The organism is Mesorhizobium sp. DCY119 (genome assembly GCF_003590645.1).
Classification (GTDB): Bacteria; Pseudomonadota; Alphaproteobacteria; order Rhizobiales; family Rhizobiaceae; genus Mesorhizobium_M.
The window spans coordinates 3,708,494-3,733,664 of record NZ_CP031834.1 but is presented as its reverse complement, the minus strand read 5'-3'; the positions used below and the strand labels follow the sequence as shown (position 1 = coordinate 3,733,664).

The 25,171-nt window shown below is 61.6% G+C and carries 22 protein-coding genes and 1 tRNA gene; 12 read left to right on the top strand and 11 right to left on the bottom strand.

Annotated features, from left to right (window positions below; genetic code table 11):
* The first annotated feature begins 136 nt into the window (after positions 1-136).
* Entirely contained in the window at positions 137-724 is a 588-nt protein-coding gene (locus tag DZG07_RS18130) for a hypothetical protein (RefSeq protein ID WP_091913804.1), read from the top strand.
* 83 nt (positions 725-807) lie between these two features.
* Here the strand turns inward: DZG07_RS18130 and DZG07_RS18125 are convergent, their stop codons facing one another.
* Positions 808-1,497, bottom strand: a complete 690-nt coding sequence (locus tag DZG07_RS18125; RefSeq protein WP_091913805.1) for an HAD family hydrolase — start codon at positions 1,495-1,497, stop codon at positions 808-810.
* 184 nt (positions 1,498-1,681) lie between these two features.
* Between DZG07_RS18125 and DZG07_RS18120 the strand changes: the two genes are divergently transcribed.
* Positions 1,682-2,815, top strand: a complete 1,134-nt coding sequence (locus DZG07_RS18120) for a site-specific DNA-methyltransferase (RefSeq protein WP_091913806.1) — start codon at positions 1,682-1,684, stop codon at positions 2,813-2,815.
* 445 nt (positions 2,816-3,260) lie between these two features.
* Here DZG07_RS18120 and DZG07_RS18115 read toward each other — a convergent pair whose 3' ends face one another.
* Genes DZG07_RS18115 through mutY form a run of 3 tightly spaced genes read right to left on the bottom strand, consistent with a single transcriptional unit; the run spans position 3,261 to position 5,361 of the window.
* Entirely contained in the window at positions 3,261-3,623 is a 363-nt protein-coding gene (locus tag DZG07_RS18115; protein WP_091913807.1) for a nuclear transport factor 2 family protein, read from the bottom strand.
* On the bottom strand, positions 3,620-4,231 hold the full coding sequence (locus DZG07_RS18110) for an HAD family phosphatase (RefSeq protein ID WP_119819316.1): 612 nt from the start codon (positions 4,229-4,231) through the stop codon (positions 3,620-3,622). Before DZG07_RS18110 ends, DZG07_RS18115 begins: the two co-directional genes overlap by 4 nt.
* Entirely contained in the window at positions 4,228-5,361 is a 1,134-nt protein-coding gene (gene mutY / locus DZG07_RS18105) for an A/G-specific adenine glycosylase (RefSeq protein ID WP_119819313.1), read from the bottom strand. The genes DZG07_RS18110 and mutY overlap by 4 nt, the downstream gene beginning before the upstream one ends.
* A 55-nt stretch (positions 5,362-5,416) precedes the next feature.
* Here mutY and DZG07_RS18100 point away from each other — a divergent pair, with 55 nt between their 5' ends.
* The 4 genes from DZG07_RS18100 (at position 5,417) to DZG07_RS18085 (ending at position 10,944) form a co-directional block, all read left to right on the top strand.
* Positions 5,417-5,923, top strand: a complete 507-nt coding sequence (locus DZG07_RS18100) for a DUF721 domain-containing protein (RefSeq protein WP_091913810.1) — start codon at positions 5,417-5,419, stop codon at positions 5,921-5,923.
* A gap of 136 nt (positions 5,924-6,059) precedes the next feature.
* Positions 6,060-6,755 (top strand): DsbA family protein, encoded by a 696-nt coding sequence (locus tag DZG07_RS18095; protein ID WP_091913811.1) that lies wholly within the window; start codon positions 6,060-6,062, stop codon positions 6,753-6,755.
* Positions 6,756-6,815: 60 nt separating this feature from the next.
* On the top strand, positions 6,816-10,274 hold the full coding sequence (locus DZG07_RS18090; RefSeq protein ID WP_119819310.1) for a chromosome segregation SMC family protein: 3,459 nt from the start codon (positions 6,816-6,818) through the stop codon (positions 10,272-10,274).
* Positions 10,275-10,422: 148 nt separating this feature from the next.
* Entirely contained in the window at positions 10,423-10,944 is a 522-nt protein-coding gene (locus tag DZG07_RS18085; RefSeq protein WP_119819307.1) for an AAA family ATPase, read from the top strand.
* A gap of 63 nt (positions 10,945-11,007) precedes the next feature.
* On the opposite strand, the gene DZG07_RS18080 is transcribed toward DZG07_RS18085, so the two are convergent.
* Together DZG07_RS18080 and DZG07_RS18075 are read right to left on the bottom strand one after the other, a co-directional pair.
* Positions 11,008-11,082: transfer RNA gene (locus DZG07_RS18080), tRNA-Gln, on the bottom strand.
* Positions 11,083-11,227: 145 nt separating this feature from the next.
* Positions 11,228-11,572, bottom strand: coding sequence for a VOC family protein (locus DZG07_RS18075; RefSeq protein ID WP_119819304.1), 345 nt, complete (start codon positions 11,570-11,572; stop codon positions 11,228-11,230).
* Positions 11,573-11,767: 195 nt separating this feature from the next.
* Between DZG07_RS18075 and ppdK the strand changes: the two genes are divergently transcribed.
* The 3 genes from ppdK (at position 11,768) to DZG07_RS18060 (ending at position 16,450) form a co-directional block, all read left to right on the top strand.
* Entirely contained in the window at positions 11,768-14,434 is a 2,667-nt protein-coding gene (gene ppdK, locus DZG07_RS18070; protein WP_091913815.1) for a pyruvate, phosphate dikinase, read from the top strand.
* A gap of 78 nt (positions 14,435-14,512) precedes the next feature.
* The gene (locus tag DZG07_RS18065; protein WP_119819301.1) at positions 14,513-15,247 is read left to right on the top strand and encodes a polysaccharide deacetylase family protein; all 735 of its coding nucleotides are present in this window, start codon (positions 14,513-14,515) and stop codon (positions 15,245-15,247) included.
* Positions 15,248-15,394: 147 nt separating this feature from the next.
* On the top strand, positions 15,395-16,450 hold the full coding sequence (locus DZG07_RS18060) for a GSU2403 family nucleotidyltransferase fold protein (protein WP_245429512.1): 1,056 nt from the start codon (positions 15,395-15,397) through the stop codon (positions 16,448-16,450).
* A gap of 4 nt (positions 16,451-16,454) precedes the next feature.
* Here the strand turns inward: DZG07_RS18060 and DZG07_RS18055 are convergent, their stop codons facing one another.
* The 3 genes from DZG07_RS18055 to DZG07_RS18045 all read right to left on the bottom strand — a co-directional run bounded on the left by DZG07_RS18055 (position 16,455) and on the right by DZG07_RS18045 (position 18,742).
* On the bottom strand, positions 16,455-16,841 hold the full coding sequence (locus DZG07_RS18055) for a DUF427 domain-containing protein (protein WP_119819299.1): 387 nt from the start codon (positions 16,839-16,841) through the stop codon (positions 16,455-16,457).
* 30 nt (positions 16,842-16,871) lie between these two features.
* A complete protein-coding gene (locus tag DZG07_RS18050; RefSeq protein WP_119819296.1) occupies positions 16,872-18,266 on the bottom strand; it encodes an aminotransferase in 1,395 nt (464 codons plus the stop codon).
* A 119-nt stretch (positions 18,267-18,385) separates the two neighbouring features.
* Positions 18,386-18,742 carry a hypothetical protein gene (locus tag DZG07_RS18045; RefSeq protein ID WP_091914060.1) on the bottom strand — a complete coding sequence of 119 codons (357 nt, stop codon included), beginning with the start codon at positions 18,740-18,742 and terminating at the stop codon, positions 18,386-18,388.
* Positions 18,743-19,071: 329 nt separating this feature from the next.
* Between DZG07_RS18045 and DZG07_RS18040 the strand changes: the two genes are divergently transcribed.
* Positions 19,072-20,715 (top strand): long-chain-fatty-acid--CoA ligase, encoded by a 1,644-nt coding sequence (locus DZG07_RS18040; protein ID WP_091913819.1) that lies wholly within the window; start codon positions 19,072-19,074, stop codon positions 20,713-20,715.
* 84 nt (positions 20,716-20,799) lie between these two features.
* On the top strand, positions 20,800-21,600 hold the full coding sequence (locus DZG07_RS18035) for a DUF1499 domain-containing protein (RefSeq protein ID WP_119819293.1): 801 nt from the start codon (positions 20,800-20,802) through the stop codon (positions 21,598-21,600).
* Positions 21,601-21,608: 8 nt separating this feature from the next.
* Here the strand turns inward: DZG07_RS18035 and DZG07_RS18030 are convergent, their stop codons facing one another.
* On the bottom strand, positions 21,609-22,514 hold the full coding sequence (locus DZG07_RS18030; protein WP_119819290.1) for an MBL fold metallo-hydrolase: 906 nt from the start codon (positions 22,512-22,514) through the stop codon (positions 21,609-21,611).
* Positions 22,515-22,650: 136 nt separating this feature from the next.
* Complete coding sequence (locus DZG07_RS18025; protein WP_162931647.1) at positions 22,651-23,736, bottom strand: O-antigen ligase family protein; 1,086 nt, start codon at positions 23,734-23,736, stop codon at positions 22,651-22,653.
* 528 nt (positions 23,737-24,264) lie between these two features.
* Between DZG07_RS18025 and cysD the strand changes: the two genes are divergently transcribed.
* Positions 24,265-25,170: a sulfate adenylyltransferase subunit CysD gene (cysD, locus tag DZG07_RS18020; protein WP_119819284.1), complete on the top strand. Its 906-nt coding sequence runs from the start codon at positions 24,265-24,267 to the stop codon at positions 25,168-25,170.
* Position 25,171: the final 1 nt, after the last annotated feature.

Genomic DNA, 25,171 nt, shown 5'->3' with positions numbered 1-25,171 from the left:
GTCGTGGTGTGCCTGAGGTCTAGGCGACTGAAACTTCTGTGGAAAAGCAGATCGGTGAAAAACTGAATCCCGTCAGTCGCATTTTTGCCGCGGCGTTGATATACAGCGACAGCTTTGAGAGAGGGAAGTGCAGCATATGCAGTTTCGATTTATCGACAGTCGTTTTTTGGCCGGTCTTGCCGTTTCGAGCTTTATGATTGCCGCCGCTGGTTGCCAATCCAACGACGCGGCGAAAGGCTTCGACGCAGCCAGCAAGCCCGATCAGGCAGGCAGGATCCTGGAAAGCGACCTCAGGGCCTATTGCCCGAACATTACCCTGCGTGAAGGGACAGCCTTCTTCAGCAGCTATGCCAAGGGCGGTCAGGACGATGCGACGAAGCTGATGTATCAGGCTTCCATCGCCGACGTGACCCGCGCCTGCGTGACCCGCGATGGCACGCTGAGCATCGACGTGGCTGCTGCCGGCAAGATCGTTCCGGGTCCGGCCGGTGCGCCGGGAAGCGTGACCCTGCCGATCCGTGTCGTCGTGGTGCGTGGCGAGGAAGTGCTGTACTCCAAGCTTACCCAGTTTCCGGTCAGCCTGACCGATAAGACGGCGGCGACGCAGTTCGTCTTCAACGACAAGGGCGTTTCGGTTCCGGTTCCGGCCGAGCAGAACATCCGCATCTATGCCGGCTTCGACGAAGGTCCGGCGCCGAAGAAGAAGACGGCTGCCGCCGAGTGACAAAGCATGCCGCGCCAAAGTGCGCGGCGGTTTTGCGATAACGGCATGCATCAAAACCAACAGCTTAAAGCGCGAGCCGCGCTTTAAGCGTCTTCCGACCATTCCAGAAGTGCTGCGACGACGCCGGGAAAATCCGCCCAGCGGCGAATGACGGTTTCAGCACCCGCTTCGGTCAGCGCATCGGCATGGCCGGGATAGCTGTGTGAAGCGCCGGTGAAGCCGATGACGCGCAGGCCGGCAGCCTTTGCGCCGGAAATGCCGTGAACAGAATCCTCGACAACGAAGGTGCGCGCGGGATTGGCGCCAAGCGTGTTGACCGCATGCAGGAATACGTCCGGCGCCGGCTTCGGCTTTTTCGAGGGTGTCTCGAGCGAGGAGAAGATGCGGCCTGAGAAGAATGGCAGCAGCCTCGTCTTTTCCAGCATCATGTTGAGACGCTCGCTGCTCGAATTGGAGCAGATGCAGCGTGGACCGGTTACCGAAGCCACCGCCTCATGCGCGCCTTCGATGGCGCGAACCTCGGCCTGCAGCCGGCGGTCGACCAACGATTCCGCCTGATCGATCAGCGATGCCTGGAACGGTATCTGCGACTGTTCCTCGATGCGCAGCATGATGTCCTTGAAGGTCAGGCCGGCATAGGTCTCGGCCAGTTCTTCCGGCTCGATCGGAAAGCCTGCTGCGGTCAGGAGTTCCGCCTCGACACGCGCGGCGATGATTTCTGAATCGACGAGCACGCCGTCGCAATCGAAAATGACGAGATCAGGCTGGGTCATGTAAATCCGCAATAGCTGGGAAGAAAGGCCGCATGGCGGCAAGCGATGTTTTCGCGGCGCGGCATACACCATGGACAGGCTCACCGCAAATTATTGGTCGCGGCGAGTCGCGCTTCACCAAATGTTTACGCTGATCGGTAACCATAACGGGGTGTAAACAGTAACGCGTATTTCGGGTATCAGAATGTCAGCCGTGCGTGCTCTCGCCGACCTTTCCCCCCTGCCGCAGAAAGCCGAATGGCTGGATACGATCCTGAAGGGCGACTGTGTCGCCGCCCTCGACAAGCTGCCTGAAAAGTCGGTCGACGTGATTTTCGCCGACCCGCCCTACAATCTTCAGCTCAATGGCGACCTGCACCGCCCCGACCAGTCCAAGGTCGATGCGGTGGACAATGACTGGGACCAGTTCGACAGTTTCGCCGCCTATGACGCCTTCACCCGCGCCTGGCTGCTGGCCGCGCGCCGCGTGCTGAAGCCCAATGGCACGATCTGGGTCATCGGCTCCTACCACAACATTTTCCGCGTCGGCGCCTCGATGCAGGACCTCGGCTTCTGGATCCTGAACGACATCGTCTGGCGCAAGACCAACCCGATGCCGAATTTCCGCGGCCGCCGCTTCCAGAACGCGCATGAGACGATGATCTGGGCTTCCCGCGACCCGAACGCCAAGAGCTACACCTTCAACTACGATGCGCTGAAGGCGTCCAACGACGACATTCAGATGCGCTCCGACTGGCTGTTCCCGATCTGCACCGGGGCCGAGCGGCTGAAGAACGACAATGGCGACAAGCTGCACCCGACGCAGAAGCCGGAGGCGTTGATTGCCCGCATCATGATGGCTTCGACCAAGCCGGGCGACGTCGTGCTCGACCCCTTCTTCGGTTCCGGCACCACCGGTGCGGTGGCAAAGCGCCTCGGCCGCCACTTCGTCGGCATCGAGCGCGAGCAGGACTATATCGACGCCGCCAATGAGCGCATCGCAGCGGTGAAGCCGCTGGAAGCCGCAGACCTGACGGTGCTTTCCGGCAAGCGCGCCGAGCCGCGCGTCGCCTTCGTCAACCTGCTCGATTCCGGCATGCTGAAGCCGGGTGCGACGCTTTACGACGCCAAGAAGCGCTGGGCCGCCAAGGTTCGCGCCGACGGCACGCTGGCGATCGGCGACAATGCCGGTTCAATCCATCGCGTCGGCGCAGTCCTGCAAGGCCTGGAATCCTGCAACGGCTGGACCTTCTGGCACTATGAACGCAATGGCGGCCTGACCCAGATCGACGAACTGCGCCGCATCGCGCGCCTCGGCATGGAGCGGGCAGGGGCCTGATCTTCGGAAAGCTTTTTTGTTTACGCAATTCCGGACGGAAAACCGCGACACACTTTTCCTGGAATTGCTCTCCGAGACCACCGATGGGCCGGCTTCCAGTCACCGGCTGATCCCGAACGCTCGAGGTCACCCTCGGGCGTTTTGGCATTTCTGTAGATCGTTTCAGGTTTTGGTGGAGACGCACTCGCCGCAGGCGGCAGGGCAATACCCCCACCCCTAGCCCCTCCCCACAAGGGGGAGGGGGACGGTTTCGTCGCCTTGACAGCCAAGAACGTTGAAGATTAGCGCCGGATAGCAGTGCAGAAAAGTTCCCCTCCCCCTTGTGGGGAGGGGTTAGGGGTGGGGGTGCTTCCTATACGATCGCCTTGCCTCAAGCGGGGTGAAGGTACCGGTGGCTGCATGAGGGGCATTCCACCTGAGCCGAAAAGGCTCTGGACACACGGCCTTATCCCTCGACGTCGACGCGGATTATCCTGCCATCCTCGTCAAGCGTAATGGTTTCGGTCCCTTGTCGCTTGTAAGGTGCGCCTGTCGTAGCGCTCGTTGCCTGTAGCGCCCAGACCGAGCGGGCGGTGTTGGGCGATAGCGTCTCGACCGACAAATCCTCGGAAACCTGGTCCGGATATTCGGCGAAATAGGTTTTGAATGCGGCCATCACCGCATCGCGGCCAGATATGAGTCCGCCGACACCGCCCGAATCATAGACGATATCGGCGGCAAACATCGCTTCGATGGCGTGGTAGTCGAGCGCATTGATCGCGGCATGGTATCGCCGCAGAATCTCAGCCGGCTCGACGCCCTGCGTCACGCCTCGATGCCTCGCTGCTCCAGATCGCGCCGCAGCGTTGCGGCATCCGTGAACAGCACAGCCTGCCAGCCGGCGGCCTTGGCGCCTTCGACATTCTTCGGGCTGTCGTCGATGAAGATCGTCTCCGACGGATTGAGGCCGAAGGTAGATGCATGGTGGTCGTAGATGCCGCGGTCGGGCTTTATCATGCCGATCTCGCCCGAAACGGTCACGCCGCGCGGGCGCTCGAGGAAGGGAAAACGCTGCCGCGCTTCCGTGAAAGTGTCGGCGGCGAAGTTGGTCAGCATGGTCACGTCGTGGCCCTTGTCGATCAGGGCCTCCATCACTTCGACGCTGTCGTCATAGGCGTGCGGCACCATCTCGTGCCAATAGCGGCGGAAGTTGCGGATGTTTTCCTCATGGTCGGGATGCTCGGCGATCAGCAGGCTTTCAGCCTCTTCCCAAGTCCGCCCGCGATCCTGCTCGATGTTCCAGTCATGGGTGCAGATCGTTTCGAAGAACCGTTTCCGCTCGGTCTCGTCCGGGATCAGCCGGCTGAAGGGCAGGTCCGGGTCGTAATGGATCAGCACCTTGCCGATGTCGAAGACGATGTGGCGGATTTCGGTCATGAATGCCTCTTTGCTGTGTGTGGAAACGGCTTTTTCGTCGCGCCCGGTATGGCAGCCTCGATTGCCTTTTTCATGACAGTCGGCAGCGCCTCGCCGTGAAGCGTGGCGACTGGAGCCCAGAAACTGCCAGCAGGCAAGGGACGGTCCGCAATCTCGGCGCGGTAGACGTCGAGTTCGAGCGAGAAATGGGTGAAGACGTGGGAAATGCTGCCCGCGCGCCGCCAGGCGGCGGCAAAGGGCGCGCCGGCAATGGTGGTGTCGCCGTCGATGCGCGCGGTCCATGCGGTCGTCGGCACCTCGCTCATGCCGCCGAGCAGGCCCTTTTCCGGGCGCTTGCGCAAAAGGATCGCGCCGTCCGGGCGGATTGCGATAAATGCCGCGCCTCGTCGTCCTGGCTTTTCGGTCTTCGGGGCCTTCACCGGATAGAGTTCTGGATCACCATTCGCCAGCGCTTCGCAGCCGTCGCGCAGCGGGCACAGCATGCAGCGTGGGCGGCGTGGGGTGCAGATCGTCGCGCCCAGATCCATCATCGCCTGGGCGAAGTCGCCGGGCCGGGCAGGCGGCACCAGAGTTTCAAGAATGGCGCGGATTTCCGGCTTGGCATCCGGCAGCGGCGTGGAAATCTCGAACAGGCGCGACATGACGCGTTCGACATTGCCATCCATCACGGCAGCCGGCCGGTCGAAGGCGATGGCCGCGATTGCTGCTGCCGTATAGGCGCCGATGCCGGGCAGTTCGCGCAAGCCTGATTCCGTATCCGGAAAAGCACCTGTGCTGGCCGCGACCAGATTGGCGCAGGCCTTCAGATTGCGGGCGCGCGAATAATAGCCGAGGCCGGCCCAGGCCTTCATGACGTCGTCGGTTTCGGCCGCGGCAAGCGATTTCACATCCGGCCATTTCTCCAGAAACGCGCGGAAATAGGATTTGACCGCCTCGACCGTCGTCTGCTGCAGCATGACTTCCGAAAGCCAGACGCGGTAAGGGTCGGGGCGAATACCGGATGCCAGTTGGCGTGGCGAAACGCGCCACGGCAGTTCGCGATGGTTGGCGTCGTACCAGTCAAGCAGGGGCGCTGCGATATCGCCGCTGGATGGTGCGGCGCTCTTGCGGGGTTTTGCCTGTGGTGCCATTGATCGTGCTACTGATCCGCGCCTTGGGTAAGGGTGCATAGTCCGGAGAACGCACATGGCAGGGAAAAGCCGTTACGGCAATCCCGTTCCGGTGAGCGATCTCGCCACCGAAATCCTCGACCCCGTCCTGCGCAAGCGTGCCGGCATCTCGGTCGGGCTCGTCCAGTCGTGGGAGGAGATCGTCGGCCCGCGGATCGCCGCCAAGAGCCGGCCGGAAAAAATCCAGTGGCCGCGCCGCCTGCATGAGGACGATCCGTTCGAGCCGGCAACGCTGATTGTCGCCTGCGAAGGGTTGGCCGCGCTGCATCTCCAGCACGAGACCGGCGAAGTCATCGGCCGGGTTAACGCCTTTCTCGGGTTCACCGCGGTCGGGCGCATCCGCATCGTGCAAAAGGCCCTGATCGACACGAGTTTGCCGCCGAAGCCGCGACCGCGGGCGCTGACCGACGGCGAGAAGACAAAACTCGCCGGCACGGTGGAGAATATCGAGGATGACGGTTTACGGGCAGCCCTCGAACGGCTTGGCGCGACAATAATAGGCACGAAAAAGAAGAAGAGTTGACATCCATCTCGCATATTCGTGATTGCTGTTGCGGAACTTGTCGATTGGATTGGGGGAACAGATGCCTTAATTCGCGCCAAGTCTCGCTTTTTGGTGCCTTGGCATCGCACAATACAATCTCAGGCAGGTGATTCGTATGATCCGTTCCATTCCGCGCAGAAAAGTTCTCTCGACATTGGCTCTTGCGCCGGCGGCAATGGTGCTCGCCTCGCAGGCTGGTTTTACCGGACGCGCGATGGCGCAGGACGCAGCAGCACCCGCACCCGGCAAGGCGCCTGAGCCGCAGGGCAAGGTCGACATGGCCAAGGTGCTCGAGGCCGGCGCGCTGCCGGACAAGCAGCTCGGCAAGGACGACGCGCCGGTGACGATCGTCGAATACGCCTCGATGACCTGCCCGCACTGCGCGCATTTCCACGAGACGACACTGCCGGCGCTGAAGGAAAAGTACATCGACACGGGCAAGGCGCGATTGATCTTCCGCGAATTCCCGTTCGATCCGCGCGCCGAGGCAGGTTTCATGCTTGCCCGCTGCTCCAACGATAACTACTTCCCGATGATCGACGTGCTGTTCAAGCAGCAGGAAAACTGGGCCGGCGTGCCGGATGCGAAGACCGCGCTGCTGCAGATCTCGAAATTGGCAGGTTTTTCACAGGAGTCCTTCGAGGCCTGCTTGACTGACCAGAAGCTTCTGGACGATGTCAGGGCAGTACAGAAACGTGGCGCGGAAGATTTTAAGGTCGATTCCACCCCGACCTTCTTCATCAACGGCAATGTGTACAAAGGGGCTTTGTCTATTGAGGATATGTCGGCGATTATCGACGGCATGCTCTGACGGTCCGGCCATGCCGGGGCGCTTGCGCCCCGCCATGCCTGCGGTCGCGGGACCGCGCCTATGAAATTTTCCCGCCTGCGCCTTCTCGGCTTCAAATCCTTCGTTGAATCGGGCGAGTTCGTCATCGAGCGCGGCCTGACGGGCGTCGTCGGGCCGAACGGCTGCGGCAAGTCCAATCTGGTCGAGGCGCTGCGCTGGGTGATGGGCGAAAGCTCATACAAGAACATGCGCGCGTCCGGCATGGATGACGTGATCTTCTCCGGCTCCGGCACGCGCCCGGCGCGAAACACCGCCGAAGTCACGCTTTTCCTCGACAATGCCGACCGCTCTGCGCCCGCTGCCTTCAACGATGCCGACGAATTGCAGGTGTCGCGCCGCATCGAGCGCGAGGCAGGCTCCGTCTACCGCATCAACGGCAAGGAAGCGCGTGCCAAGGACGTGCAGCTTCTGTTCGCCGATCAGTCGACCGGCGCGCGCTCGCCCTCGATGGTCGGGCAGGGGCGTATCGGCGAACTGATCCAGGCCAAGCCCCAGGCGCGACGCGCGCTCCTGGAAGAAGCGGCCGGCATTTCCGGCCTGCATACCCGCCGTCACGAAGCCGAGCTTCGGCTGCGCGCGGCGGAGCAGAACCTCGAGCGGCTGGATGATGTCGTCGGCGAGCTGGAAAGCCAGATCGAAAGCCTGAAGCGTCAGGCGCGGCAGGCGGCGCGTTTCAAGAACCTTTCCGCCGATATCCGCAAGGCGGAGGCGACGCTGCTGCATATTCGCTGGACGCAGGCGAAGACGCAGGAAGGCGAGTCGCGCTCTGCCCTGGCGACGGCGACTTCGCTGGTCGGCGAGCGCGCGGCCCAGCAGATGACTGCGGCCAAGGAGCAGGCGATCGGTGCGCACAAGCTGCCGGAACTGCGCGAGGCGGAAGCCGCCGCCGCCGCTGCCTTCCAGCGCCTTTCCATCGCCAGAACCCAGATCGAGGAAGAGGCAGGTCGCATCCGTACGCGGCAGGCCGAGCTTGACCGCCGCCTGCAGCAGCTCGACGCCGACATTGCGCGCGAACAGCAGATGGTTAGCGACAACGCCGATATTCTCGCTCGCCTTGCCGAGGAAGAAGAGGCGCTGAATGCCGAAAACGCCGGCGCTGCCGAGCGTGAGATGGCAACGCGGGCGACCTTCGAGGAAGCGACCGCGACGCTTGGCTTGAGCGAAATCGCGCTCTCAAAGCTCACCGCGACGCGCGCTGATGCCGCCGCCTCGCGCACCCAGCTTGAACGCGCGCTGCGCGAAACGGCGGAGCGCCGGGATCGTCTGGCCCGCCAGCTTGGCGATGTCGACCGTGAAGTTTCGGAAATCGCCGCACGCATTTCCGGCCTTGCCGATCCGGCCGAAAAGAAGATTCTGGCCGAGGAGGCGCAAGCCGCCCTCGACGATGCCGAGTTTGCAGCGGGTGCAGCCGAACAGGCCGTTGCCGATGCGCGGACGGCAGAAAATGAAGCGCGTCCGCCGCTTCAGGAAGCGCGCGCCGAACTGGCCGGCATCGAGACCGAAGCGCGTACGCTGGCCAAGATACTCAATGCGTCGAGCGGCGATCTTTTTCCCGCCGTGCTGGAACAGGTGAGCGTCGAGCGCGGTTTTGAGACAGCACTTGGTGCCGCCCTCGGCGAAGACCTCGACGTGCCGCTCGATCGCGCCGCTCCCGTGCACTGGGGCGAAAGCGAACCGATGCCGGGCGATCCTGCGCTGCCGGAAGGTATTCGCAATCTCGCCAGCGTCGTGCGCGCGCCGCGCCAGCTTGCGCGCCGCCTCGCGCAGATCGGCATCGTCGATGCGGCAGACGGCAGGCGGTTGCAGCTCCTGCTGGCGCCAGGCCAGCGCCTGGTCAGCAAGGACGGCGCGCTGTGGCGCTGGGACGGCTTCACAGCTAGCGCCGATGCGCCGACCGCTGCCGCGCAGCGGCTGGCACAGAAGAACCGGCTGGCCGAACTCGACGCGGAGGCTGTTGCCGCAACCGTGAAGGTGCGCGCGGCGGAAGAGGTTTTAGCCAAGGCCGAGGCTTCGGTTCGCCAGCGCACCGAAGAGGAGCGCCTGTCGCGTCAGGCATGGCGCGATGCGCAGCACGCAGTCGGACAGGCCCGCGACGCGCTGGCCCAGGCCGAGCGGGCGGCAGGTGAATTGTCGAGCAGGCGTACCGCGCTCGATGAGGCGCGTGCGCGGATCGAGGAAGGCCACGAGGAGGCCGCTGCCGCATATGTCGAGGCCGAGGACCAGTTGGGTTCCGCGCCCGATCTCGGCGATCTTCAATTGCGGCTCGACCAGTCGGCCGCCCACGTTGCGCGCGACCGCGCCGCCGTTGCCGATGCGCGCGCCGTGCATGAAGGTTTGAAGCGGGAGGCCGAGGCGCGCATGCGTCGCCTCGATGCCATCGCCAATGAGCGCCGCAACTGGACGCTGCGCGCCGAAAACGCCGCCGGCCAGATAGCTTCGCTCGGCGAGCGGCAGGCCGAGGCGATGGAGGAGCGCGAAAGGCTCGTCGACGCGCCGGATGAGATCGACGCGCGCCGTCGCGCGCTGATGACGCAGCTTTCGCAGTCGGAAGAGCTGCGCAAAGCAGCAAGCGACCGGCTTCAGGAAGCGGAAAACCAGCAGGCTTTGCTGGACAAGGCAGCGACGGGCGCGATCCAGGCGCTGTCGGAAGCACGCGAAGCGCGTGGCCGCGCCGAGGAACGCCTGACGGCCGCCGACGATCGCCGCAAGGAGATCGAGGCGCGCATCCAGGAAACGCTGAACACGCCGCCGCATCTCGTCATCCGCCATACCGGCCTCGAGGCCGACGCGCCGATGCCGGATGCCGCCGATATCGAGCGCCAGCTTGAGCGCCTGAAAATCGAGCGCGAGCGGCTGGGCGCGGTCAATCTGCGCGCCGAAGAGGAACAGCGGGAGCTGTCCGAACGGCTCGAAGCCATCGTCACCGAACGCGAAGACATCATCGAGGCGATCCGCAAGTTGCGCCAGGCGATCCAGAGCCTGAACCGCGAAGGCCGCGAGCGGCTGCTGGCCGCCTTCGACGTCGTCAACGAGCAGTTCAAGCGGCTGTTCACGCATCTGTTCGGCGGCGGCACGGCCGAACTGCAGCTGATCGAATCGGAAGACCCGCTGGAAGCCGGGCTTGAAATCCTCGCCCGCCCGCCCGGCAAGAAGCCGCAGACCATGACGCTGCTGTCCGGCGGCGAGCAGGCGCTGACGGCGATGGCGCTGATTTTTGCGGTGTTCCTGACCAATCCCGCGCCGATCTGCGTGCTCGATGAGGTCGATGCGCCGCTTGACGACCACAATGTCGAGCGCTTCTGCAACCTGATGGACGAGATGGCGCGCACGACCGAGACGCGCTTCGTCATCATCACCCACAACCCCATCACCATGGCGCGCATGAACCGCCTGTTCGGCGTCACCATGGCCGAGCAGGGCGTCAGCCAGCTGGTTTCGGTCGACCTGCAGACGGCGGAACAGCTTCGCGAAGCGAGTTGAACGGACAGGATACTGGAAAGCAGCCTGGAAAGCTTCGATGCTTTTTCAGGCGGTATTCTAGGTCGGTTGGCCAGCTTTTTTAATCCGCGTACCGAACTGGTAACTGACACGTCTTGGCGTAACCGCCCTTGGTCACTTAGCTGCCGCCATGACAAGAATCTTTATCACCGGAAACGCGGGAAGTGGAAAGACAACTCTGGCGAAGCACGTCGGCAAACTGTTGGACTTGCCGGTCGTCGGTCTGGATGAAATTGTTTGGCAGCCGGGCTGGCGAAAAAGCTCGGACGATTGGCGAACCGAAAAGATCGCCGAACTCGTTTCGCGGCAAGCATGGGTAATTGAAGGCGTATCCATCGCAGTTATGAAGGCCGCCGACTTTGTTATTTTTCTCGACGTTGATCGTCGAACGTCCTTCGTCAGGTGTGCCCGGCGGAATTGGCGATACCTGTTTAGAAGCCGCCCCGGTTTGCCGGAGAATTGCCCCGAAATTCTCATCATTCCAAAGCTGATCAAGATCATATGGAATTTCCCTGCCCGAGTGCGACCGGGGATTTTGGCAGCACTGGCGGAGAGAACGGATACCTCATGGATCGTTCGGAAACCGACTGATCTGGAAGTCGCCTTTCAGGCGCTTGTGAATGAGCAGAGAACGCGATTGCTGGAGCGGTAGGCCGAGGTTCCGATTGCGGTTCGGCGCTGCCGTCAAGTACTCGTTTTACTGGAAGGGGATATCTGGCTGGGGCGGGAGGGTTCGAACCTCCGAATGGCGGTACCAAAAACCGCTGCCTTACCACTTGGCTACGCCCCAAGACCCGGAGCCCCGAGTCGAGTCTGTGCGGCCTTATATTCAGTGTGATCGAAAAGCACAATCGCGGCAAAATGCCTGCCGCAAATTTTACCGCCTCACCCCGGGCGAAGCGGTAGAACGAGTTTCACGAGCGCGCAATGGATCGCTATTCGCCCCAGACAGCCAGTTCGTTGCCGGCCGGATCGGTGAAATGGAACCTGCGCCCGCCGGGGAACGAAAAGATCGGTTTCACGATCTTGCCGCCGGCGTCTTCCACGGCGGCGAGGGTTTCTTCCAGATTTTCCGAATAGAGAACCGGCAGCGGCTTGGGCGTGGCGTCTCCCGCTTCGGAATAGAAGCCGCCTTCGAGCCCCTCGTCATAGGCCGAATAGCTCGGCCCGTAGTCGGTGAACGACCAGGAAAAGGCTGTGCTGTAGAACGCCTTGACGTTGTCGAGCGTGCCGCCGGTGGCGGGCATTTCGAGATAATCGAGTTTGCCGGTCTTTTTCATGGTAGCCTCTCGTTCTCTTTATGTTCTATAAAATTTGGCGTCGAAATACAAGTCTTGTTACCAGCGGATTTCTTAATCGATTGTAGGAGTTAAACTGTCCGAAGCACAGGTTGCCTTTCGCAGCGCAGCAATTTATCGCTTCGCGCTAGAGGCGCTTTTCATCTGCTGTCTCAATTGCATAGGCTAGGAGCGAGCATGACCAAGTGGGTCTACACCTTTGGGGATGGTGCCGCCGAAGGGCGCGCCGGCGACAGGAATCTGCTGGGCGGCAAGGGCGCCAATCTGGCGGAAATGTGCAGCCTTGGCCTGCCGGTGCCGCCAGGCTTTACCGTCACCACTGAAGCCTGCAACTGGTATTACGCCAATGGCAACGCCTATCCGGCTTCCCTGAAGAAAGATGTCACGACGGCGCTCGACCATATCGGCGCGCTGACCGGCCGTCGTTTCGGCGACCCGGCAAAGCTGCTGCTGGTTTCGGTGCGCTCCGGCGCGCGCGCTTCCATGCCCGGCATGATGGACACCGTGCTCAATCTCGGCCTCAACGACGTGACCGTGGAAGCGCTGGCGAAGGATTCGGGCGATGCCCGCTTTGCCTATGACAGCTACCGCCGCTTCATCCAGATGTATTCGGATGTCGTGATGGGTCTCGACCACGAGGTTTTCGAGGAAATCCTCGAGGAGGAGAAGGCCCGCCTCGGCCACGAACTCGACACCGAACTTTCCGCCGACGAGTGGCAGGCAACCATTGCGCTCTACAAGGCCAAGATCGAGGAAGAACTCGGCAAGCCGTTCCCGCAGGACCCGCAGGAACAGCTGTGGGGCGCCATCGGCGCCGTGTTTTCGAGCTGGATGAACCATCGCGCCATCACCTATCGCCGGCTGCACGACATTCCCGAAAGCTGGGGCACGGCGGTCAATGTCCAGGCCATGGTGTTCGGCAATATGGGCGACACATCGGCCACCGGCGTTGCCTTCACGCGCAACCCGTCGACCGGCGAGAAGATGCTTTACGGCGAATTCCTGGTGAATGCGCAGGGCGAAGACGTCGTGGCCGGCATCCGCACACCGCAGAACATCACCGAAAAGGCTCGCATTGCCGCAGGTTCGGACAAGCCTTCGATGCAGAAGCTGATGCCGGCAGCCTTCAACACCTTCATGGAAATTTCGGAACGGCTTGAAAAGCATTACCGCGACATGCAGGACCTCGAATTCACCATCGAGCGCGGCAAGTTGTGGATGCTGCAGACGCGCTCGGGCAAGCGCACCGCAAAGGCTGCGCTGAAGACCGCTGTCGACATGGCCGCCGAGGGTCTCATCACCCAGGAAGAGGCGGTGGCCCGCATCGACCCGTCCTCGCTCGACCAGCTTCTACACCCGACGATCGATCCCAAGGCTGAACGCAATGTCGTTGCGATCGGCCTGCCGGCTTCGCCGGGTGCTGCCACCGGCGAGATCGTGTTCTCGTCGAACGAGGCCGAGGAAATGCGCGCCATCGGCAGGAAGGTCATTCTGGTGCGCATCGAGACCAGCCCGGAAGACATCCACGGCATGCACGCAGCCGAAGGCATCCTGACGACACGCGGCGGCATGACCAGCCACGCGGCGGTCGTTGCCCGCGGCATGGGCAAGCCCTGCGTTTCCGGCGCCGGCACGCTGCGGGTCGACTACAAGGCCGGCACGATGACGGCGATGGGCACGACGTTCCGCAAGGGCGAAATCATCACCGTCGATGGCGGCACGGGTCAGGTGCTGAAAGGCGCGGTCGCGATGCTGCAGCCGGAGCTTTCCGGCGATTTTGCCGCCATCATGGAGTGGGCCGACAAGATCCGCCGCATGAAGGTGCGCACCAATGCCGAAACACCGGCCGATGCACGCATGGCGCGGTCCTTCGGCGCGGAAGGCATCGGCCTCTGCCGCACCGAGCACATGTTCTTCGAGGGCGTGCGCATTATCGCCATGCGCGAAATGATCCTCGCCGATACGGAGAAGGACCGCCGCGCGGCCCTCGACAAGCTCCTGCCGATGCAGCGCTCGGACTTCCTCGAACTGTTCGAGATCATGGCCGGCCTGCCGGTGACGATCCGCCTGCTCGACCCGCCGCTGCACGAATTCCTGCCCAAGACGGACCAGGAAATCGAGGAGGTGGCGGCGGCCATGAAGGTGTCGGCGGACAAGTTGCGCCACCGCACCGAGACGCTGCACGAATTCAACCCGATGCTCGGCCATCGCGGCTGCCGCCTGGCGGTTTCCTATCCGGAAATCGCCGAAATGCAGGCGCGCGCCATTTTCGAGGCAGCCGTGGAGGCGGGCAAGAAGACCGGCAACCCGGTGGTGCCCGAGATCATGGTGCCGCTGGTCGGGTTGAAAACGGAACTCGACTTCGTCAAGGCGCGCATCGATGCGGTAGCAAAGAGCGTGATGGAAGAAAGCGGCGTCACCGTCGAATATCTTACCGGCACGATGATCGAACTGCCGCGCGCGGCGATCCGCGCCCATGTGATTGCCGAATCGGCCGAATTCTTCTCCTTCGGCACCAACGATCTGACGCAGACGACCTTCGGCATTTCGCGCGACGATGCGGCATCCTTCCTCGAAACCTATCGCCAGAAGGGCATTGTCGATCAGGATCCGTTTGTCTCGCTCGATATCGAGGGCGTGGGCGAATTGGTGCGCATGGCAGCCGACAAGGGCAGGTCGACGCGGCCCGACATCAAGCTCGGCATCTGCGGCGAGCATGGCGGCGACCCGGCTTCGATCCGCTTCTGCGAGGAAGTTGGCCTCGATTATGTGTCGTGCTCGCCGTTCCGCGTGCCGATCGCCAGGCTGGCGGCAGCGCAGGCTGCCGTCAAAAAGGGCGGCTGAGCGGAATCTGACGCATCATCCCAATTTTGCCGTTATGCAGGCATTGGGATGATGCGATTATCGGCTTGGGTTTTCCGCATGCGCCTTGTTTCAAAGCTCTTTCTCGCCGTAGCACTCTCCGGTTCGGCAGCGGTCGCCAATGCCGCGCCGTTGCTTGAGCCGAGCCTGCATATCAGGCAGGGCGGCGACAGCCCGCGCGTCGCAGTGACATTGGATGCCTGCGGCGGCGCGACCGACAGCCGGATTCTATCCGCGCTGGTCCAGCACAAGATTCCGGCGACGATCTTCGTGACCGGAACCTGGCTGAAGCGCAACGCGCCTTCGCTTGAGATCATGCGGGCGCATCCGGAACTGTTCGAGCTCGAAAATCACGGCGGCAGGCATATTCCCGCCGTCGACACGCCGCGCAAGATTTATGGCATCCGCAGTGCCGGCAGCCCGGAAGCGGTGCTGGCCGAGGTCGAGACCGGAGCTGCGGCACTGGCCAAGACCGGCGAGCCCGCGCCAAAATGGTTTCGCGGCGCCACCGCACAATACAGCCCCTCGGCAATCGCGCTGATCCGAAAGGCTGGCTTCAAGATCGCCGGCTATTCCATCAATGGCGATGGCGGCTCGCTGCTCGGCGCGCGCGAGACGGCACGGCGCGTCTCGGCTGCCAAGGATGGCGATGTCATCATCGCCCATATCAACCAGCCGACCCATGCGGCCGGCGAGGGGCTGGTGAAAGGTCTGCTGGCGCTGAAGGACAAGGGCTACACCTTCGTGCGGCTGGATGACGTCGATGGCGACGGGACCGACGATACGACGAATTGAGCGGTTGAGGCTCTATCAAGCACTTTCCAACATGCTTATCTTCGGTGTTATACCCGGTTTGCGAATTGGGTATAACCAGATTGCATTGCGCCGGCTTATGAGTTATACCCGTTTTGCAAAATGGGTATAACAAAAGGCGAAGCTGTAATGATCCGCCAATTGGACATGGTCTACACCACCATGAGCGCCGAGCTTCTCGACCGCGCGCTAGATGCTCAGTTCGATCTCGATTTTGATGAAGCCGGTACGTTCAAGAAGCGCACGGTCAAGGACCGCGACTACTGGTATTACAAGCCGTCCGAGCGCGGGCAGACCGAGGCGGTGCGGGAAAAATATGTCGGCCCCGCCGACGATCCCGAAATTGCCAGCCGGGTTGCCCGGTTCCGGCAGATCAAGGACGACTATCAGGCACGGCGCAAGATCGTCGCGACGCTGGTTCGCGAGGCGCGGCTGTTTCGGCCTGAGCAGCGTGTTGGCGATGTGGTCGAAGCGCTGTGGAAGGCTGGGCTTTTTCGCGTGCGGGCCTGTCTTGTCGGCACTATTGCCTATCAGACCTACGGAACGGTTATCGGCTGCAGGCTGGCAGACACTGCGATGCAGACCGGCGATATCGATATCGCGCAGTTTCACTCGATCTCCGTGGCTGTGGACGATTCCATTCCGCCGATCCTCGATGTCCTGAAAAGCGTGGACGACAAATTTCGGCCTGTTCCGCAACTGGGCGACGAGCATGGCGCGGCAAAATTCCAGGCTTCGGGCGGCTTGCGGGTGGAATTCCTGACACCCAACCGCGGCAGTGACGATCATCTCGGCAAGCCCGCAAAATTGCCGGCACTAGGCGGCGCGACCGCCGAGCCGCTTCGCTTTCTGGATTTCCTGATCCACCAGCCCGTCAGGACGGTGATGCTTCACAAGGGCGGCATTCCGATATTCGTGCCTGATCCTGCCCGTTATGCGGTCCACAAGCTGATTGTCTCAGCGCGGCGGCGGCAGGACAACGGCAAGGACCTCAAGGATTTGAGACAGGCGCAAAATCTCGCTCTTGCCCTGTCCGAAACAGGCCGTCTCGAAGACCTGCGCGACGCCTACGACGAAGCCCTCTCACGCGGGCCGCAATGGCGCGAGGCGATCACGAAGTCGCTTGATCGCCTCACTGCGCTGGGTGTGAATGCTTTCGATGCGCTGAAACCGGCGAATAGGTGAACACTTATCCCGGCTCTGCCACGATCCGCACCCTGTCGGGATAGAACGCGCCATGGTCCTTGATCTCGGCTGTCTCGTCGAAGGGCTGCTCATAACCCCACATGGCATTTTTCGCCGCTTCACCACCTGCCGGGATGCTCCAGTAGGAGGCATCGCCCTTGTAGGGGCAGTGGGTGGAGTGATCGGTTTTTTCCAGGCGGCTGAAGTCGATGTCCGCGAAAGGAATGTAGTAGGCAGCCGGGTAGGGCGGCTCCGTCAGCAGAAGCGCCTTGCTTGACGAGGCGATTTGCTGATCGCCGGCAAAGACTTTGACGGTGCCCCTGTAAGGCTCGACCGTAATCTGCTTGGCCGGGTTCTTGGCGAAGCCGGGGGAGGGGTTGGCGATGGTCATCGGGAATGCTCCATTATCTGCCATGCCTCTTCATGTAGTTCTCAAGCCTTCCTTTGAAACCCATGCCTCGGCCTGATCGAGACCTTTTTCGAAGCGGTCGAAAAGTTCGTTCAGTTCCGCCTCGGTAATGATCATCGGCGGGCAGATGGCGATCGTATCGCCGATGGCGCGCAGGATGGCGCCGTTCTGCTCGATCAGCCGCGAGGCCTCGGGCCCAACGCCCTGCTTGGGGTCGAAGGATCGTTTTGTCTTCTTGTCGGCCACCAGTTCCGCACCGCCGACAAGGCCGCAGAAGCGCGTTTCACCGACCAGCGGATGGTCCGCCAGCTTCTTCAGTCGCTGCTCGAACAGCGGCATCAGGGTGCGGACATGGCTGAGAATATCGCGCTTCTGGTAGATTTCGATGGCCTTCACACCCAGCGCGCAGCTCAGCGGATGGCCGCCATAGGTGAAGCCGTGGGCGAAGCTGCCGAGTGTGGCGCTGTGGTCGACATAGGACTGGTAGATGTCTTCCGGCACCATGACGGCGCCCAGTGGCGCATAGGCAGCGGTGAGCTGCTTGGCCGCGGAAATCGTGTTCGGCTTCATGTTGAGCGTCTGCGAACCCCACCAGTTGCCGGTGCGGCCAAAGCCGGTGATGACCTCGTCGGCGATCAGGATGATGTCATGCTCGTCCAGCACCGCCTGGATCGCCTCGAAATAACCCTTCGGCGGAACGATGACGCCACCGGCGCCCATGACAGGCTCGGCAATCATCGCCGCGATCGTGTCCGGCCCTTCGCGCTCGATGAGGTCGCGCAGCGACTTTGCCGTGCGGGCAACAAAGTCACCCTCGCTCTCGCCGTCTGCGCCGAAGCGGTAGTAATGCGGGCAATCGGTATGCAGCACGCGGTCGACGGGCAGGTCCCAGCCATTGTGGTTGCCGGGCAGGCCGGTCAGCGATGCTGCCATGACGGTCACGCCGTGATAGGCTTTGACGCGCGAAATGATCTTCTTCTTGTTGGGCCGGCCGAGCGCATTGTTCATGTACCAGGCGAGCTTCACCTGCGTGTCGTTGGCCTCCGAGCCGGAAGAGGTGAAAAACACTTTCGAGATTGGAACCGGAGCGATTTCCTTAAGCTTTTCAGCAAGTTCGACGGCGGGTTCGCTGCTTTTGGCGCCGAATATGTGATAGAAGGGCAGGGCGCGCATCTGCGCTGTCGCCGCCTCTATCATCTCCTCGTCGCCGAAGCCGAGGCCCGCGCACCACAGCCCGGACATGCCCTCGATATAGCCGCGGCCCTGCGTGTCGTAGACATAGATGCCTTCGCCGCGCTCCATCACCACCGCGCCCATCGTCTTCAGCTTGTGGATCGGCGTATAGGGATGAAGCAGGGCTTCGACGTCACGGGTCTGGAAATTAGTGAGGGGGGTCTGACCGAGCATGCGCGGCTCCTTTAAGCGAACTAGGCTCAGGCTAGTCGCTTGGAACGCAACACGCAAAACTCTTCGCCTCTTGGGTCAAACGGTTGAGGTCGATGGCCTACCGCAAGACCCCGGAGCAATCACGCAGCCGTGGCGAACGCGTCGGCCAGGCCGGCATAGGCGGCGGCAATGCCGGCTATGGGGCTTTTGCTCTTGGCCGCCGTCTCGACGCGTAGCTGACCGCCATTGAGCGGCATGGTCATCACGAGAAACTGCCGCTTCTCGCCATCGCCGACAAAAGCGGCGGCGGCGTGATGCGGTTCATTTCCTTCATCGACCCGCATCTTGAACAGGAGCGTGCCATTGACGGCGTCGAGGGCGCCGCGGATCACGGTCTCGAAATCCTGCTCGGATATGGGTTTGCCTTTTGCGGGCAGCTCCGTGGCGTTCTCCGACACGACGTTTACAAGCTTCTCTGCTACAGGTTGCTTGGACATGCGAAACCTCATCGTATTTCGCCAGTTTCACCCCACCGCCAAGAAGGATCAGCGGTTACAATGGCCGGATTGTGACGAAAACGCTACCGGCAATGTTAGCAAATCATCTTGGCTGTACTTGAGGTCTTACGCATAAGCCCAAAGATCGAATTCGAATTCTGGACGAGATTCTACGCAAATTCAAAGCGTTAGGGTGTCCTTTGGGTGTCCAGCAATATGTGCGGTACTCTAGGTAATTCGGCTAAGAGCGCTGGCCTAACGCGAGGTCACCACTGGACAATCGAACAGTTCCTTCCACAATGGCCCAAACAACAATGGGAGGGACTGGAATGCTTGGACTGATGCAGGAATGGCCGCTGCTCTGCCACAAGTTACTCGATCACGCCGGCATACAGCACCCGCGCCGCGAGGTCGTTTCACGCTCCATCGAAGGGCCGATCGTTCGCACGACATTTTCCGATATCCGCACCCGCGCGCTCAAGGTCGCCCAGCGACTGGAACGTGACGGCTATGGCGTGGGCGACCGCATCGCCACGCTGGCCTGGAACACGGCGCGCCACATCGAGGCGTGGTACGGCATCATGGGCGTCGGCGCAGTTTATCACACGCTCAACCCGCGCCTTTTCCCCGAACAGATCGTCTGGATCATGAACCACGCCGAGGACAAGGCGATATTCGTCGACCTGACGTTCCTGCCGCTGGTCGAAAAGATCGCCGCAGCCGTGCCGTCGCTCAAGCAGGTCATCGTCCTGACCGACAAGGCGCATATGCCCCAGACCGCCTTGCCCAACGTGGTCGCCTACGAGGAGTGGTTGGCCGAGGCCGATGGAGATTTCCAATGGAAAAGCCTCGATGAAGGTGCGGCTGCCGGCATGTGCTACACCTCCGGCACAACGGGCGAGCCGAAGGGCGTGGTCTACAGCCACCGCTCCAATGTGCTGCACGCCATGATGGCCGCCATGCCCGACGCCATGGGCATCGCGTCGAAGGATGTGATCCTTCCGGTCGTGCCGATGTTCCACGCCAATGCCTGGGGGCTTGGCCAGAGCGCACCGATGATCGGCGCAAAGCTGGTCATGCCCGGCGGCAAGATGGACGGCGCTTCGATCTACGAGCTGCTCGACACCGAGAAGGTGACCTTCACCGCTGCCGTGCCGACGGTCTGGCTGATGCTGCTTCAATATCTGGAGGAAACCGGCAAGAAGCTACCTTACCTGAAGAAGGTCGTCATTGGCGGTTCGGCCTGCCCGCGCGCCATGACCAAGAAATTCCAGGAAAACTATGACGTCGAGGTGATCCATGCCTGGGGCATGACCGAGATGTCGCCGCTCGGCAGCCTGTGCACGATGAAGCCGGAATATGCGGACCTTGAAGGCGATGAAAAGCTGAACATCGAGGAAAAACAGGGCCATGCGCCCTTCGGCGTCGAGATGAAGGTGACCGACGACGAAGACAAGTCGCTTCCCTGGAACGGCAAAACCTTCGGCCGCCTCAAGGTGCGCGGTCCGGCTGTGGCTGCGGCCTATTACGGCGGTGCCGGTAAGGAACAATTCGACGAGGAGGGCTGGTTCGACACGGGTGACGTCGCCCATATCGACGCCAACGGCTATATGCAGATCACCGACCGGGCCAAGGACGTCATCAAGTCCGGCGGCGAATGGATTTCCACCATCGACCTTGAAAATCTTGCGGTCGGGCATCCGGATGTTGCCGAGGCGGCGGTCATCGGCGTGCGCCATTCGAAATGGGACGAGCGGCCGTTGCTGGTGATCGTGCGCAAGCCCGGCAAGGAACCGGAAAAGTCCGACATCCTCGGCTTCATGGACGGCAAGGTCGCTAAGTGGTGGATGCCCGACGATGTCGCCTTCGTTGATGAGATACCGCATACGGCAACCGGCAAGATCCAGAAAACGACGCTTCGCAAGCAGTTCAGCGAGTACCGGCTTCCTACAGACACGGAGGCAGTCGGGTAGACCCAAGCTGAATATGCGAGGCTTCTACGGCGCTGCGAAACGCTTTATTGAAGCGCCAATGGAATCGACCTGCGGCGCAAGCACATGAGAGCATATCTGGAACGACGGACGGCAAGGACCGCCGGCTGGTCGCGGTGGCTGGCGAGCTTCTCGGCGGTGCTGTTCATCGTCGCCGGTCTGGCGCACCGTTACGGCCTGCTGGAAACGCCGGTCTTTCTGGTGGTCCTGGTGCTTGTGGCGGCTCTCGCGATTTGCGCGCTGGCTTTCGCGGCCTTTGCCTTTTCGCGGGTGTGGAACAATGGCGATCTGGGCGGTGGCGACCTCACCTGGGGGACGATCGTCGCGCTGGTGGTGCTGGTGCCATATCTGATCATCGGCTATCGCGGGGTCATCTATCCGCAACTCAACGACATTTCCACCGATCTGGACGAGCCCCCGGCGCTGACGCTGGCAGCTAAAGCGCGCACCGCGGACATGGATGCCATCACGCCTTTCACGCCTGAACGCCGAAAGCTTCAGACGGACAAATACCCGGATGTGACGGGCCGGCGCTACGAGCTGCCCTTCGACCGCACGCTTGAGGCGGTCGAAGCCGTGGTTGCGCAGGAAGGCTGGAAACGGGAAGGCCCGAAGCCTGACGCGGAAGGGCAGAGCGAGGTTACGGTGGAGGCGCTGGCCTTCACCACCATCCTTGCCTTCCCCATCGATGTTGCCGTCAGGCTGATCGATGAAGGCGACACCACCTATGTCGATATGCGTTCGGCATCGCGCTACGGCAAGCACGATTTCGGCGATAATGCCGCCCGTATCACCGCATTTTTCGAAGCGCTCGATACCGAGGTTGCGACACTTTCGGGAACTGTTCCGGCCGTGCCCGCCCCATAGAAGGTAGCTCAGGCCGGCGCGAAAATGGCGTCGATTGAGGGTTCGTTCTCGGTAACCACGGCGCCGCGCGCCACAAGATCCTCGAGATGAGCCAGCACCGAGAGGCCGGCTGCCCCATGCAGGCGCGGGTCCGTGTCGCGATAGATCGCCGCGACGAGATCGGGAATCGAGCGGTCTCCAGACCTCAGCCGCTCGAGGATCGCGCGCTCACGCATTTTCCTATGTGCTTTCAGCCCGCGCATGAAGGGTTGCGGCTTGGTCACTGGCCCGCCGTGACCGGGCAGAAGCAGGCGATCATCGCGCGCCAAAAGCTTGTCGAGCGAAGCCATGTAGTCCGTCATCGCTCCATCCGGCGGCGCGACGATGGTGGTTGCCCAGGCCATGACATGATCGGCGGAAAACAGGATGCCGGTTCCCTCCAGCGAGAAGGCGGCATGGTTGGCTGCGTGGCCCGGCGTCAGAACCGTGCCGATGCGCCAGCCGTCACCTTCGACGATGTCCCCGTCGCGCAAAACAAGATCAGGCTTGAAGTCTATATCGCCACTGGCGTCGAGCGGATTGATTTCGCCGATCCGCAATGGGCGCGCGGCACGATGCGGCCCTTCCCCAGCCGTCGTCGCACCGGTCTCGCGGGCAAGGCGTGCCGCCAGCGGAGAATGGTCTCGATGGGTGTGGCTGACGAAGATGTGGCTGACGGGACGACCGGAAATTGCCCTGATCAGAGCATCGTAATGGGCATCGTTTTCGGGACCAGGATCGATGACGGCCAGCGTGTCCTGCCCGATGATGTAGCTGTTCGTGCCGTAAAAGGTGAAGGCGCTAGGATTGTTGACGGTCAGCCGCGCTACTCCCGGAGCAATCTCCACCGGCTGTCCGTAATGAGGCTCGAACTTGGTATCGAAACGCATGGCCATCGATCTGCTTTCCCGGCGGCGGTGTAAAACCGTCAAAACTGTCTGCCGCTTAGCACGTCAGGCAATATACGCAAACCCGAACGAATTTCGGTCGGCTGACCTCAAAGCCTGGCAGTTCGGCGTTTCGCGAATGCCGTCAGGCGGGCTTCCCGGCGGCGATCGGGTCAGATGCCTGCACCATCGATGTCCCGGCGGCGAGATATGTTCCGGTGATCAGAAACACCACCATCATCGTATCCAGAATATCGTGACCCAGGATGATGTTGGTCAGGCCGGAGATCATGTAGGTGACGACCAGTATGACGAGCACAGTCGCACCAAATCTTTCGACCTCGTCGCGACTGTCCCGGAAACATCGAACAGCGGTGGCCGTGGCTGCAGCGAATATTGCCAGCAGTGTGAGCAGGCCGATCAATCCGGCTTCGACGGTGACGGTCGCGAAGCCGTTGTGAAAATGTGTGAAGGTGAAATCGAGACCGTACTGATCCCGCAGCCCGGTGGTTATCAACTTGCGCGTCGATCCCATCCCGTAACCGATGAACGGGCGTTGCTGGACCAGATCAAGCGCCATTTCCCAGAGTGAAAGCCGCACGCCGAGCGACGTTTCCTGCTGGGAATTCACGGTCAGCTTGTCCCAGTCGGCGGCGACCCTGCCCATCCGGTCCATGACGGTCGGGGCGCCTGCGGCAGCGATCGCCACGAAAATCGCGACGATGATTACGGCATTTCTCGGCGAGATGTATCGCGAAAGGGTCCGCCGATAGATCCAGAGGATGGCAACCGTTACCACGAAACTGCTGATCCACAGGGCACGGCTTCCGGAAAAAATCAGGCCGATCCATGAAGCTGCAAATGCGCCGGCCAAAGGAAGCGTAAGTTTCTTTTCCTGAAGGAAAAAGATGCCGGCAAGCGAGACCGCGCCGGTGAGGCCAATCACCGTGGCGAAAACGATCGGGTTTCCTGCTCCGCCCCAGGCCCGTTCACCCAGGTAGTAATACTGAAACGCGGCGACCACGAGCCCCGCATAACACGCGACCATGCTGGCCAGCACGGTGGTGCGGGCAACGTCTGCCTTGTTCGAAATGCTCCACAGGGAATAGGAAAATGGAAAGAGAAGAAGGGTTGCGAGGCGCAGCAGGTGCCGCGTATCGCCAAATGTCTCACTGTTCCAGAGAGTGGAGACGGTAATGACGAGACAATAGGCGAAAAGCACGATCGCCATCACCCACATGGCCCTGTCGCGGCTGAATTTGCGCCGGCCCGTCACGATCTCGAACAGGCACCACAAAGCACCGCCGTGCCAGATGAAGCTGACCGCCGAGCCGGCAGCCGGAGGTGTGGCAAAGCAAAGGAATGTGAAGAGCTTGTTGACGGATCGGTAGTTCAGGAGATCTTTCGAAAACACGAAGCTGTTCCGGTATCGAGAATTGAGCCGCAGCCCGAGCGTTTCGTGACAGTTTTACTCACATCTGCCGTCTTGCATATCAACTGCCATGAGGCCGGCGACAGCGCAATGCAAATCCCAGTCTTCACCTGCGGCCTATTTGCGTATCCATGCCTTGGGGCAGGTTGATTTCGGGTAAGAGAACAGGATTCCAACAGGCCGCCCGAATGCGCACGTTCCAATCGCGTGTGCGGGCAAATTTGGTAGCGTTCTCCTTGAGCGCAAGGCGTTTTGTGAGAAAATTCCACCAAATTCAGAATATTGCCGTCGCAGGCTTCGCGAGCGGACAAATTTCAAAGGCCTCCGATGCTTGCCAAGCTATCCCACCTCGATCGGCTCGAAGCCGAAGCGATCCATATATTCCGCGAGGTGGCGGCGACCTTCACCAAGCCGGTCATGCTCTACTCCGTCGGCAAGGATTCGTCGGTGCTGCTGCATCTGGCGATGAAGGCGTTTTATCCGGCCAAGCCGCCGTTTCCCTTCCTGCATGTCGACACCACCTGGAAGTTCCGCGAGATGATCGAGTTTCGCGATTCCATGGCTGAGAAGCTGGGCTTCGACCTTCTCGTCCATATCAATGAAGACGGCGTCCGCGACGGCATCAACCCGTTCGACCATGGCTCGAACACGCATACCCATGTCATGAAGACGGTAGGCCTGCGCCAGGCGCTCGACAAATACGGTTTCGATGCCGCCTTCGGCGGTGCGCGTCGCGACGAGGAAAAGTCGCGCGCCAAGGAGCGCATTTTCTCGTTTCGCAATGCAAGCCACGCCTGGGACCCGAAGAACCAGCGCCCGGAGATGTGGAAAATCTTCAACACGCGCGTCGCAGCGGGAGAATCGATCCGCGTCTTCCCGCTGTCGAACTGGACCGAGCTCGATATCTGGCAATACATTTTGCAGGAAGATATCCCCATCGTGCCGCTGTATTTCGCCAAGGAACGCCCGGTCGTCGAACGCGACGGCATGCTCATCCTGCGTGACGATGACCGCATGAAGCTGCGGCCCGGCGAGAAGGTCGAGAATCGCCTCGTCCGCTTCCGTACCCTTGGCTGCTACCCGCTGACCGGCGCGATCGAATCCGACGCCGACGATCTCGACGGCATCGTCAGCGAAATGCTGATCGCCCGCACGTCCGAACGCCAGGGCCGCCTGATCGACCGAGACGAAGCCGGTTCGATGGAAAAGAAGAAGCGCGAAGGGTATTTTTGAG